This is a genomic window from Agarivorans sp. OAG1 (assembly GCF_037076485.1).
Lineage (GTDB): Bacteria > Pseudomonadota > Gammaproteobacteria > Enterobacterales > Celerinatantimonadaceae > Agarivorans > Agarivorans albus.
Genome location: NZ_AP028990.1, coordinates 2,771,970 through 2,785,034, shown reverse-complemented (window position 1 = coordinate 2,785,034; position 13,065 = coordinate 2,771,970). Strand labels below are relative to the sequence as shown.

Sequence of the window (13,065 nt, the reverse complement as noted above, 5' to 3'; positions counted from 1 at the left end):
CCGCTGGGAAAAGCAAACTGCTAGTGCTAACATTTAATCAATAAAAACAAAGCATTGTTCCTAGGTACTGCATGCATATTACTCCCGAACGTTTAGTTTATTTGGTGACAGTAGCTGAGACGCGCTCTTTCTCAGCTGCCGCACGTAAACTGGGTGTAAGCCCTTCAGCAGTGAGCCAATTGATTCAAAACATGGAGTTGGATTTAAATATTCGACTTTTTGACCGTGTTTCAGGCCAAGCGCCAACCTTAACCGACGTAGGGCGCACGCTTTACGTTCAGGCTTTGGAGATTGTTCCACGCTTACAAGCTATGGAGAAAAAAGCTCAGTCTTACCATGAGGGGATTGAAGACAAATTAACCATTGGTGTATCGGGTTATAGCTTTTTTCCAGAGTATGGAGAGGCGATAAAGAGCTTGTTAGCTAAGTTTCCGCAATTAAATGTGAAGATCATTGATGTAGATGAGTTCGACTCCCATAATTTTGGTGATGAAGGGGAGGTAGACATTCTTATTACTCCTGCAGAGCTTATCCCGCGTCGCGGAGTAGAGAGTGTTATGATTGGTCGAATTAAATGGTTGTGTGTTTGCGCGCCAAGCCATCCGCTTGCCAAGATAAAACATGCTTTATCTATTCAAGATCTCCTTTCGCAAATTCAAATAACTCCCGCAGTGTCTAACTTTATTACTGAAGATTTAGCTGAGTCAGTGCGCCTTAGTTCTCAGGTGGTTAATTGTTCAAGAATGTATCAATTTAAGCAGCTGTTGCTTAATGGCGTTGGCTTTGGTTTGTTCCCCGAGCCTTTAGCTAGAACCTACATTGCCAATAATCAACTGGTTGAGTTAGAACGAGATTTTATTGTGGATGACTTTGAGTGGCCAATTGAAGTGGTTTGGAGTCAAGCTCTTGGGCCTGCTGGAGAATGGTTTATTGAGCACCTGACGGAGCAAAACATCGAATAAACTAGCGATAAATCTAAGTAAATAGCTAACCGGATCATTAAATGTTTAATTTGTTGTGATTAATTGCAGATGATCAAATACACTTAAGCGATAAACTAAATTTCCCATAGAAAGAAATAGGAACCAGTAGTGAGCTCTAATCAAAAATGTCCATCTTGCGGTGGCCATAAACCAGCATTAATGGCCTGTCGTGATTGTGGATTTACCTATAGTGTAACGAGCCGTCCACCTGCAGCCACCAAGCCAGTACCTCAAGCTAAACCAGTACCTAGAAGTGAATACAGGGCGGTGGTGGAAGAAGGCGGTGCTAAATCAAAAGTTGTGATAAAAACCAAAAAACGCCGCACTTATACTATTCCTAGCGAAGAGTAACCGCTTAGCTCAACTTTGCGATTGTCTGCAATATCGCCGTTATTCCATTGTTTCTCGATTCACTTAAATGATGCGCTAAGCCAAGCTTTTCTAAAGTTTGGCTAAATGTTATTTGAGTGTTTTCAGCATCCTGCGCGAAGCTGGCTAGCATGATTACAAGTAAACCCTTGATGATTTTCGCATTACTATCAACTAGTAGCTGCGTATTGGCATAATACAGCCATACATCACTTTCGCAGCCTTGCACTAAGTTTTCTTGTGTTTGGTATTGAGACTCCATCGGGCCCAGTACTTTGCTTAACAGCAGCAGTTGGCGGTAACGCTCTTCCCAAGACTTACAATTAACAAAGCGCTGTTCAATCTGTTCTATGTTTAGTTCAACTTGCGGTGCTCTATTCACCAAACAACTCCATAATTTTATCAATTGCTTCTATCGCTTGGTCAATATCTTGTTGATTGTTATATAAGCCAAGTGACAAACGAATACTGCCTTCTGGAGACAAACGACTGCTCAAGGGCATTGCGCAATGATGGCCACAGCGCAAAGCAACATTGTATTGGTCAAATAGGGTGGCAGCATCTTGAGGGTGAACACCTTGCAAGTTGAAGGCAATTGAGCCAACTCTCATCATCGGTTCACCAACCAGTTCAACCTTGGGGTGCTGTTTAAGCTGCTGTAGCGCATAAGCTAATAATTGGCGCTCGTGACTAAGACGCTCTTTTAAAGGGAACTGTGCTAAGAATTTAATGGCTGAGGCCAAACCTATTGCCCCAGTTATGTTTGGAGTCCCCGCTTCTAGGCGATAAGGAAGACTGTTCCAGGTGCTGGCTTCAAAAGACACCTTACTTATCATCTCTCCACCAAACATGCTGGGCTCGAGCAGCTCCAAGGCTTCTTCGCTTCCATATAGCACGCCTATGCCAGTTGGCCCATATAACTTGTGTCCAGAAAACAAGTAATAGTCACAAGCTAAGCGATTAACATCGACATCTAAGTGGGCTACAGCTTGTGCGCCATCCACCACTATTTTTGCGCCGAACTGGTGAGCTAGCCTAGATAATTCAGGAATTGGTTGCATAGCACCAATACTGTTTGATACGTGGGCAACGGCAACAATTTTACATTTGTTGCTAAGTTGCTGGCGAAAGTAAGCTAAATCTATATCGCCATTGTCTAGTACAGGAATTACTTTTAGATTCGCCTTACGCTTAAAGGCTAGTTGCTGCCAAGGTACTAAGTTTGAGTGATGCTCGAGCTCGCTAACCCAAATTTCGTCGCCTTCATCAACCAAATGGGCGAGACCATCTGCCAATAGGTTGGCTGCTTGAGTTGTTCCGCTAGTCCAAATAATGTTTTGCGCCTTAGCACCAATAAATTCTGCAAGTGTTTTCCTTGCTAATTCAAAGGCATTGGTGGCATGTCGAGCAAAGCTATGACTTGCTCTATGTACATTGGCATGACCTTGGCGGTAATATTGTTCAATGTCTTTTAAGACAACTTCAGGGACTTGAGTTGAAGCTGCGCTATCAAGGTATGCAAATGGCTGATTAGTACCGTTTAATGACGGGAAAAACTGTCGATAGCGAGTATGCTTAAGTGAAGTCACAATGATTCTTTGTTTGGCAATTAAAGCCGATATTGTAGCCCTAGGCGCAAATCTAAACTAGCTTATATCGGTGTTCTCTTTGATTTAACAACAGGAGTTAAAGGAAAGATGCAACAGCCACAAGTTATGCAAGCGTGGAAAAGCGTATTTATGGGCTTTTCTTCCTCTAGCCAAGAGCGGCAATTTGCTAACTGGCAGTGGCAACAACAGCGCCAACATCTCTTTTGGGTTCAATCGCTCTATTGCTTGTGTGTTATTTCCTATCTTTTTCAATCGGGTGTACTTGCTGCTTGGTGGCAACAAGCCAATATAGGCGCATCTTTAGCATTAAGTGTTTGGTTTTGTTATCAAATGTTGCTTACTTGGCGTGGTTTAAAGTTGGTGACGGCTCGCTCAGCCCATGCCTTGTTAGCTGGCCATGCAGTGATTCATTTCGCTTTAGTCTTCGCGTTAATGCATGGTGGAGCGGAGCTGCAGTTTAGTGCCGTTCCTGATTGGTTAGTGTACAGCCTACCGGTACTGTTTATTTGTTTCTATTTGCCTATCTTGCTAGCAATTATGTTGATAGTTGTTGCTACTCTGCTCACTTTGAGTGGTGTTGAGCCCTTAAACACAAGCCAAGTACAAAATTGGCCTTATGTCGAGCTGCCAAATGCCTTAGTGAACTGTTTATTGGTATGTATCATCGTTTGTCTTTGTCATGCTTTGTGGCGTCATCGCTATACTCATGAACAAGGCTTAGATTTATTTCAAGAGAAAGAGCAGCCAAGTAGCGAAAACCTACCTTTGTTTAAGCAATCTATCGATACCGATGAGCTTACTGGCTGTGCTAACTTTGCACGCTTTAAACAGTTTTCTGAGATAGAAATTGAACGTACCTCTCGTTATCAGAATGCCTATTCTATTGTTTTGATTAACGTCAATCATTTTAGTCGATACCGTGATAAATTAGGCGCTGATGAAGCTGATAAGCTATTGGTTAAACTAGCGAATTTTTTACAATCGAAGGTACGCAAAGTTGACTTGTTAGCGCGTTGCGAAAAAGATCAGTTTGTTATTGGTTTACCTGAATCTAGCTTGTACCAAGCTTTGGATACTGCAGAACGGATCCACGATGCTTTAGGTAGCGAATTTTGGCTCAACTATCTTGATGAGTTAGAACTTGGCTCTCGGTTGGGGGTGGCTTGCGTAGATGGCACTGCCAACAATATTGAGGCACTAATAAGCAAAGCTGAAAATGCAATGAACAATCATCGAAGTGCCAGCGCCCTAAGCTACGGACGCTAGAACGAAATCTTTATCAATCTAAAACAAATGAGCATTCGCCTAAGGAGTGGGATTTAATGCGTATATTGTTGCCTCTGCTATTGTTGTTTTTTTCTTCTGCTAGTTATGCCGCTGATGGCTTGAGCTTAACCTCGTCTTGGGTGGGCTATAGCGCCTTAGTCATTTTTGCCATTGCTTACTTATTGGTGATGAGTGAAGAGGTTATTCATCTAAGAAAGTCGAAACCCGTGCTGGTCGCCGCAGGCTTAATTTGGTTTTTGATTGCTATTTATTATCGCGGCTCTGGTCACGAAGAGCTGGTAACTGATGCCTTTCGCCATAACTTATTGGAGTTTTCAGAATTAATGCTGTTCTTGCTGGTGGCGATGACATACATCAATGCCATGGAGGAACGACGCTTATTCGATGCATTGCGAGCTTGGCTGGTTAGTAAAAAGCTGAGTTATCGTAAGTTGTTTTGGTTAACGGGCTGCTTAGCCTTTGTTATTTCGCCGGTGGCCGATAACCTTACCACTGCGTTACTTATGTGTGCGGTGGTAACTAAAGTAGCACAAGGAAACAGTCGATTTATTAACCTAGCGTGTATCAATATTGTTGTTGGCGCTAATGCTGGTGGAGCATTTAGTCCTTTTGGTGATATTACTACCTTGATGGTTTGGCAAAAAGGTTTGGTTACTTTTGGTCAGTTCTTCGATTTGTTAATCCCTTCATTTGTTAATTTTGTTATTCCTGCCTTTATCATGTCGATGTTTGTTTCTGCTGAAGCAGTAGAAGCAGAACACGAAGAAGTTGAATTAAAACGCGGTGCAAGACGAATTGTTGGTTTGTTTTTAATAACAATTGCTACAGCTGTAATGGGGCATAGCTTGTTCCACATGCCACCGGTAATGGGCATGATGATGGGCTTAGGTTACTTACAGTTCTTTGGTTTCTTCTTGCGCAAAACACTTGCGTCTAGCTTGCATAAAAAAGCCGTTGATGCGATTTCTCATCGTGATGATGCCCGATTAAAAGCCTTAGGCAGTGTCGTGCCCTTTGATATTTTTAACCGGGTAGCGCGGGCCGAGTGGGACACCTTATTGTTCTTCTACGGCGTGGTTGTTTGTGTTGGTGGCCTTGGATTTATTGGTTACCTAGAAATGGCATCTAACACCATGTACTTAAATTGGGACCCAACCTACGCCAATATTGCCGTTGGGGTATTAAGTGCCATCGTAGATAACATCCCAGTTATGTTTGCCGTTCTCACCATGGAGCCAGCAATGTCCTTAGGCCAATGGTTATTGGTAACGCTAACCGCAGGGGTTGGAGGTAGCATGTTATCAATTGGCTCTGCGGCGGGGGTAGCGTTAATGGGGCAAGCTAGAGGCCACTATACCTTTATTAGCCACCTGCGCTGGGCACCAGTTATTGCCTTAGGTTATGCCGCATCTATTGTTTGCCACTTAATGCTTAATAAAGCGCTGTTCTAAATTCACTCTGAATAGTATAAGGCCACCATATGGTGGCCTTTTTTTTATAAACAGCATTGTTATTCTTGCGCTGGGCAGCGGGCTATTTCTTGTACGCCGCCTTTATCGTCACTTTGCTCGAGAATCACATCGAAGCCCCATAAGCGATGAAGGTGTTTAATCACCTCATCTTTGCTTTTGCCTAGTTGAATGCCTTGATGAGGGACGTAGCGTAAGGTAAGTGAACGGTCCCCACGAAGGTTTACGTTATGAACTTGAATATTAGGTTCAATGTTACTTAGATTGTATTGGGCACTGAGCGCTTCACGCACTTGTTGGTAGCCATGGTCATCATGAATGGCTTTAACTTTTAAGTAGGGCTTGTTTTCGTCATCATCGAGGGTGAATAGTTTTAAGTCACGAATTACTTTAGGCGATAAGTACTGGCTAATAAAACTTTCATCCTTAAAGTTTTGCATAGCAAAGTGTAGGGTTTGAAGCCAATCACTGCCCGCGATATCGGGGAACCACTTGCGGTCTTCATCGGTGGGCGATTCACATATTCTACGGATATCGGTCATCATAGCGAAACCCAGCGCGTAAGGGTTTATCCCGTTAAAATATGGACTGTTATAAGCCGGTTGCATTACTACGCTGGTGTGGCTGTGTAAAATTTCAAGAATAAAACGCTCGCTCACTTGTCCATGGTCGAACATATGATTAGTGATGGTGTAATGCCAGAACGTAGCCCATCCTTCATTCATCACTTGAGTTTGTTTTTGAGGGTAAAAATACTGACTAATTTTTCTTACTATGCGAACAATTTCTCGCTGCCAAGTCTCCAATAAGGGGGCATGTTTTTCGATGAAGTAGAGAATGTTTTCTTCTGGAGAAGCGGGAAAACGCTGACGTTTTTCTACGTTTGGATCTTCTTTGGTAGGAATGGTTTTCCACAGTTCATTGATTTGGCTCTGTAAGTATTCTGCTCGAGCGTCTTGGCGAGATTTTTCCTCTTCCATTGAAATTGGGCTAGGGCGCTTGTAACGGTCGACACCGTAATTCATTAGAGCGTGGCAAGAGTCGAGTAAGTCTTCTACTGCTTGTACGCCATGGCGAGCTTCGCACTTGCTAATGTAGTTTTTGGCAAATACCAGATAATCGATAATTGAGCTGGCATCGGTCCAAGTTTTAAACAGGTAGTTGTTTTTGAAAAAACTATTGTGGCCAAAGCAAGCATGGGCGATAACTAAAGCCTGCATTGGCATGGTGTTTTCTTCCATTAAGTAAGCAATACAAGGGTCTGAATTAATAACAATTTCGTAGGCCAAGCCCATTTGGCCGCGTTTGTAGGTTTGTTCAGTTTGGATGAATTTTTTGCCATAGGACCAGTGGTGATAACCAATCGGCATACCTACGCTGGAATAGGCATCCATCATTTGCTCGGCGGTAATTACTTCAATTTGATTAGGATAGGTATCTAATTGATAGTGTTGTGCAACCTTCTCAATTTCTTGATGATAAAGCTCAAGCATTTCAAAGGTCCAATCTGGTCCATCGGGCAACATCTTTGTTTTGCTCATAAGGGCCTCACACAGTGGCTTTTTTGAAGAGGTCTCTAAATGTCGGCAATATTTCCTCGGCATTTTTCACATGACGAATAGAGAAGTTAGGGAAAATTTCACTGAGTTGTTCGTATTCGTGCCACAAGCTTTGGTGGGCACGGCTGGTTATTTCTATGTAAGCGTAATGACGACTTAGAGGTAGCAGGGTCTTCTCCAGTAATGCGCGACACTTGGGTGAATCATCAGCCCAGTTATCGCCGTCGGAAGCTTGTGCTGCGTATATGTTCCATTGGTTTTGCGGGTAGCGCTCTTCAATAATTTTATCCATTAAGTTAAGTGCGCTAGAAACAATGGTGCCACCGGTTTCTTGAGAGTAGAAAAATTCATGCTCATCAACTTCTTTAGCTTGAGTATGGTGACGAATAAACACTACCTCGATTTTCTCGTAACTGCGGGTCAAAAATAGATAGAGCAGTAAGTAGAAACGCTTGGCAATGTCTTTGGTTGCTTGGTCCATAGAGCCAGAGACATCCATTAAACAAAACATCACCGCCTGGCTGCTTGGTACTGGGTGTTTAGCGAAGTTATTAAATTTAAGATCGAAGGTATCGATAAATGGGATGTTCGAAAGCTTGCGCTTTAGTACTTCAATTTCTGCTTTTATCGCTTCAATCTCACTATGTGGAACTTGCGAGTCTGATTGGCTTTGTTCAAGTTGTTGTTCCAATGCACGTAAGCGTTTGCGCTTGTCTCCTCCCATCGCCATTCGTCGCGCTAGCGAGTTTTGTAAAGAGCGCACAATATTTATATTGGCTGGCACCCCGTCGTTGGTAAAGCCGGCGCGGGCGGTGCGATATTCAACAATGCTATCTACGTCTGTTTCTTGAAGATTGGGTAGCTCCAAATCGTCAAATAGAATATCAAGGTATTCGTCTTTGGAAATGTTAAATTGAAATTCTTCAGTACCTTCGCCTTGGTCACTGGCCTCACCATCACCTGGTCCTCCCGCTCCTTCTCCTCCGGGAGGACGTTCTATTTTGTCGCCTGTTCCAAACTGATCGTTACCTGGTAAGGTGCGTTGGCGATGCCCCCCTTCACCTTGGTGAAAAAAGGGCTCGGTAATATCTTTATGAGGAATGCTTATGCTTTCGCTGTTCTCCAAGTCTTGGATACTGCGCTGATTAACCGCATCGTTTACTGCGCGTTTAATTTGGCTTTTATAGCGGCGAATAAAGCGCTGGCGGTTCACCGCGCTTTTATTCTTACCATTTAAACGTCGATCGATAAAATGAGCCATAGGCGCCCTCCATCAAATCTAAGACGATTTACGAACGCGTAAATACCATTCCGACAACAAGCGCACTTGTTTGCGGGTGTATCCTTTCTCCATCATTCGGGCAACAAAATCATCGTGTTTCTGTTGGTCGTCGGCGGAGGTTTTAGTATTGAATGAAATAACAGGTAGCAAGTCTTCGGTATTCGAGAACATTTTCTTCTCGATAACTGTGCGAAGTTTTTCGTAGCTAGTCCAGTTAGGGTTTTTGCCGTCATTGCCTGCGCGAGCGCGGAGTACAAAGTTGACGATTTCATTACGAAAATCTTTAGGGTTACTAATACCCGCGGGTTTCTCTATTTTTTCTAGCTCGGCATTGAGTGCTGCGCGGTCAAATAGTTGGCCAGTATCAGGATCTCGATATTCCTGGTCTTGAATCCAAAAGTCGGCGTAAATAACGTAGCGGTCAAATATGTTTTGTCCGTATTCTGAGTACGACTCTAAATAAGCGGTTTGAATTTCTTTGCCGATAAAGTCGACGTACTTAGGAATTAAGTAGCCTTTTAAGTGTTCTAAGTAGCGGTCTGCCACTTCTTGGCTATATTGCTCGCGCTCTATTTGTTGTTCAAGCACATAGAACAGATGTACTGCGTTAGCCGCCACCTCGGTGGTATCAAAATTAAATACCCGCGATAGTATCTTAAAGGCGAAACGAGTAGACAACCCCTCCATGCCTTCATTTACCCCAGCAAAATCACGATACTCCTGGTAAGACTTGGCTTTAGGATCGGTGTCTTTAAGTGTTTCACCGTCGTAAACTCGCATTTTTGAATAGATGCTTGAGTTCTCTGGGTCTTTAAGCCTCGATAAGACTGAAAACTGCGATAATAACTCCAAGGTGCTAGGAGCACATTTGGCTGTGTTTAACTCACTATTATCCAGTAGTTTTTGATAAATTTTTATCTCTTCGCTTACTCGTAAGCAATAAGGTACTTTTACAATATAAACCCGGTCTAAAAAGGCCTCGTTGTTTTTGTTGTTTTTAAAGCTTTGCCACTCGGATTCATTTGAGTGAGCCAAAATAATGCCTTCGAAGGGAATTGCGGAGAGCCCTTCGGTACCGTTAAAGTTACCTTCTTGGGTGGCGGTGAGTAGAGGGTGTAGCACCTTAATAGGCGCTTTAAACATCTCAACAAACTCCATTAAACCTTGGTTAGCTCTACATAGTGCGCCTGAGTAGCTGTAGGCATCGGGGTCATTTTGCGCAAAGTGTTCTAATTGACGAATGTCTACTTTACCCACTAAAGATGAAATATCTTGATTGTTTTCATCGCCGGGCTCTGTTTTAGCTATCGCAATTTGGTTTATGATAGATGGGTAGCATTTTACCACCTTGAACTTAGTAATATCCCCACCGTATTCATTTAAACGTTTGGCTGCCCAAGGAGACATAATGGTTTTTAAATGGCGCTTACTAATGCCGTATTCTTTTTCTAGAATGTTGCCATCTTCGTTAGCATCAAACAGACAGAATGGATGGTCGTTTACTGGCGAACCTTTTAAGCGGTATATAGGTACTTGTTGCATAAGGGCTTTCAGCTTTTCGGCTAAGGAGGATTTACCACCGCCTACTGGACCCAACAAGTAAAGAATTTGCTTGCGCTCTTCAAGGCCTTGAGAAGAGTGTTTTAAATAAGAGACAATTTGTTCAATGCTGTCTTCCATCCCGTAAAACTCTCTAAAAGCGGGATAACGAGCAATAATACGGTTGGAAAAAAGCCGGCTTAGGCGTGGGTCTTTAGAGGTGTCTACCATTTCTGGCTCGCCAATGGCGAGCAAAAGGCGCTCTGCTGCACTGGCGTAAGTGCTTGGTTGTTCTTTACAAAGTGTTAAAAACTGGTCGAGGGATAACTCTTCTTCTTGAGCCTGCTCGTAACGCTGTTGATAGTGGTCAAAAATACTCATGGCCTAGGCCTCCTAAATACAAGCTATCTCTATAAAAGATAGAATTTGGAAACAAAAGATTTCATGAAGCGCTAAAATAAGTTTATACCATGGCAAAAATAAATTTCTAAAAAATAAGCATTTTTTTAAAAACCTTTAGTCATTAATTGTTGCCATCCTGTCCGTTCAAGAGTTCCCGCGCAAGGCTCTTTGAGTATTACAAACAGGCGTGATTTGCTTCGCTCTATTTAAGTAAAGTACGTTTAAAGAAATAAAAGAGATCGAAAAATGCATCGTTTCTTCAGCGTGTTAGGCTGCTCACATAAAGTTAATGAATTGTAAAATTTATAGTTGACCTACAAAATCAGCATGCTAATTTAGTTTAGTAGCTTGAACCTTCTAGCTTTGGTCGGCGAGCACTACATCGAGGGGAGTAGTGTTGAAGGTTTCCAAAAAGCACGTTTCCATTGGCTCTTGCTTTGCAAGAGCTCTTTTTTTGTCTTTTTTATAGAAACATCGCCCTGTTTATCATTGTTTAGACTAAAGGATGATAGAAGGGCTTTGGTCTTCTTTTTATTTATATTCAATTGCTTACGTGTGAATCTGTAAATTAATAAAGCACCTTTGCTATTGAGTGTCTCATCTATACCAAAGTATAAGTTTCAAGTGGCTAAATGCGCCCTAAGTTAATGTGTAACAATTTGTTAACTTTTGGTCTGTTTTGTTGGTGTCTCTTTTCGATTATCAGCATCTCAGCTCCAGTAGGATAAGTATCGCTAGATATGGACATTCAAACTTGGACTTCTTTATTCGTTGCGGCTAGTTTCACGCTGTATATGGTGATAGCCATTTGGGCTAAAGCCAACAACACCCAAGACTTCTACGTTGCTCATGCCTGCATTCACCCGCTTACTAATGGCATGGCTACTGCTGCTACTTGGATGTCGGCAGCTTCTTTTATTTCTTTGGCGGGGGCTATCTCCTTTCTTGGCTATGATGGGGCCGTTTATTTAATGGGCTGGACGGGCGGGTACGTGCTGCTAGCAGTATGTTTAGTGCCCTACTTACATCGTTTTGGCCAATACTCTGTCGCCGATTTTTTTGGTCAGCGTTATTACTCTAAGCGGGCGAGAGTGCTAGCGGTAATATGCACGGTGTTCATTTCTTTTGTTTATGTTGCTGGGCAAATGCGCGGCGTTGGTGTTGTGTTTGCGCGCTTTTTAGAAGTGAACGTAAATTTAGGCATATTATTGGGCATGGCAATCGTGTTCTTTTACGCAGTATGGGGAGGAATGAAGGGCATTACCTATACCCAGGTTGCGCAATATTGCGTACTGGTTTTTGCCTTTTTGGTTCCCGCTATTTTTACATCAATAGCCTTAACAGGACAGGTGTTCCCGCAGTTTGGCTTGGGTAGCAATCTTAGTGGAGCTTCAAATGTTTATTTGTTAGATAAGCTCGATGGCTTATCTGAAGAGTTAGGTTTTGCCAAGTTTACCAATGGTAGTCGAGACCTGAGTGACCAAGTGTTTATCACTGCTGCTTTGATGATGGGAACTGCTGGATTACCGCATATTATCGTGCGGTTTTTTACAGTCGCTAAAGTAGCGGAAGCCAGAGCATCTGCTGGTTATGCCTTAGCATTTATTGCTGTATTGTACACCGCAGCACCGGCGGTGGGGGCCTTTGCAAAAGTAAACATTATTGAGTCTATCAACGGCTTGGATTCAAACGGCATTGCTGAAGAACAACAACCCAGCTGGTTAGCTCATTGGCAGCAAGCTGGCCTGGTGGAGTGGCGAGATGAAAATGGTGATGGCCGTTTGTTTTACTCGGGAGACCAGCGCAATGAAGTCACCATTAATCAAGATATTGTGGTGCTGGCCTCACCGGAGTTAGCGCAGTTGCCAAACTGGGTCGTGGCCTTGGTTGCTGCGGGAGGTTTAGCGGCGGCACTTTCTACCGCTGCAGGCTTGTTGCTGGTGATTGCTAGTTCGATATCACATGATTTAGTGAAGCAAACTTGGCAAAAAAAGCTTAGTGATAAACAGGAACTGAAATTAGCGCGCAGCTGCGCAATTGTAGCAATTTGCGCGGCTGGCTATTTAGGCATTAACCCTCCGGCCTTAGTTGCGGAAGTGGTTGCTATTGCTTTTGGTTTGGCAGCTAGCTCGCTGTTTCCAGCCATTGTTTTAGGTATATTTGTTAAGTCCATTGGGCGTACAGCGGTAATAAGCGGCATGCTGAGCGGCATGAGTATCACCTTGGCATACGTGGGTTTCTTTAAGTTTGTATCTCCAGGCCTAAATCATTCGGAGTACTGGCTTTGGGGGATTTCTCCAGAAGGAATTGGCGCCCTGGGAATGCTAGTAAATTTCGCGATTGTGTTTATTGTCCAGCGCTATACTCAGCCAGCGCCCGTTAGTGTTCAAAACTTAGTACTTAGATTGCGTAAGCCATAGCTCTACCGCGTTTTTGCTGTCCACTATCTACTACAGCCTCATCGCGCCTTTTCTCGTTAGTTACATCGCACTTTGCTATTGGCTTACCTAGGCTATGCAATAGTGTAAAAGGGTGATTGCTTTTTTTTAACTTACGGTTAACAAT

Annotated in this window: 10 protein-coding genes; 5 read left to right on the top strand and 5 right to left on the bottom strand. The window is 43.1% G+C overall.

All coding sequences use genetic code 11. The features are described from left to right. Positions 1-71 precede the first annotated feature (71 nt). Both OAG1_RS12710 and OAG1_RS12705 read left to right on the top strand, forming a co-directional pair. Positions 72-962 (top strand): LysR family transcriptional regulator, encoded by an 891-nt coding sequence (locus tag OAG1_RS12710; RefSeq protein WP_338621541.1) that lies wholly within the window; start codon positions 72-74, stop codon positions 960-962. A 129-nt stretch (positions 963-1,091) separates the two neighbouring features. Beyond that, positions 1,092-1,334: a hypothetical protein gene (locus OAG1_RS12705; protein WP_338621540.1), complete on the top strand. Its 243-nt coding sequence runs from the start codon at positions 1,092-1,094 to the stop codon at positions 1,332-1,334. A gap of 4 nt (positions 1,335-1,338) precedes the next feature. On the opposite strand, the gene OAG1_RS12700 is transcribed toward OAG1_RS12705, so the two are convergent. Together OAG1_RS12700 and OAG1_RS12695 are read right to left on the bottom strand one after the other, a co-directional pair. Then, complete coding sequence (locus OAG1_RS12700) at positions 1,339-1,734, bottom strand: SufE family protein (RefSeq protein ID WP_338621539.1); 396 nt, start codon at positions 1,732-1,734, stop codon at positions 1,339-1,341. Then, on the bottom strand, positions 1,727-2,941 hold the full coding sequence (locus tag OAG1_RS12695; protein ID WP_338621538.1) for a cysteine desulfurase: 1,215 nt from the start codon (positions 2,939-2,941) through the stop codon (positions 1,727-1,729). The genes OAG1_RS12700 and OAG1_RS12695 overlap by 8 nt, the downstream gene beginning before the upstream one ends. A gap of 108 nt (positions 2,942-3,049) precedes the next feature. Between OAG1_RS12695 and OAG1_RS12690 the strand changes: the two genes are divergently transcribed. Together OAG1_RS12690 and nhaD are read left to right on the top strand one after the other, a co-directional pair. Then, entirely contained in the window at positions 3,050-4,228 is a 1,179-nt protein-coding gene (locus tag OAG1_RS12690) for a GGDEF domain-containing protein (RefSeq protein WP_338621537.1), read from the top strand. Between the two features lie 56 nt (positions 4,229-4,284). After that, positions 4,285-5,700 (top strand): sodium:proton antiporter NhaD, encoded by a 1,416-nt coding sequence (gene nhaD, locus OAG1_RS12685; RefSeq protein ID WP_016400510.1) that lies wholly within the window; start codon positions 4,285-4,287, stop codon positions 5,698-5,700. 59 nt (positions 5,701-5,759) lie between these two features. Here the strand turns inward: nhaD and OAG1_RS12680 are convergent, their stop codons facing one another. Genes OAG1_RS12680 through OAG1_RS12670 form a run of 3 tightly spaced genes read right to left on the bottom strand, consistent with a single transcriptional unit; the run spans position 5,760 to position 10,479 of the window. After that, positions 5,760-7,259 carry a SpoVR family protein gene (locus tag OAG1_RS12680; RefSeq protein WP_338621536.1) on the bottom strand — a complete coding sequence of 500 codons (1,500 nt, stop codon included), beginning with the start codon at positions 7,257-7,259 and terminating at the stop codon, positions 5,760-5,762. Between the two features lie 7 nt (positions 7,260-7,266). Beyond that, a complete protein-coding gene (locus OAG1_RS12675; protein WP_152782342.1) occupies positions 7,267-8,538 on the bottom strand; it encodes a YeaH/YhbH family protein in 1,272 nt (423 codons plus the stop codon). Between the two features lie 18 nt (positions 8,539-8,556). After that, positions 8,557-10,479: a PrkA family serine protein kinase gene (locus OAG1_RS12670; RefSeq protein WP_338621535.1), complete on the bottom strand. Its 1,923-nt coding sequence runs from the start codon at positions 10,477-10,479 to the stop codon at positions 8,557-8,559. 761 nt (positions 10,480-11,240) lie between these two features. Here OAG1_RS12670 and OAG1_RS12665 point away from each other — a divergent pair. Continuing rightward, the gene (locus tag OAG1_RS12665; RefSeq protein ID WP_338621534.1) at positions 11,241-12,920 is read left to right on the top strand and encodes a sodium:solute symporter family protein; all 1,680 of its coding nucleotides are present in this window, start codon (positions 11,241-11,243) and stop codon (positions 12,918-12,920) included. Positions 12,921-13,065 lie beyond the last annotated feature (145 nt).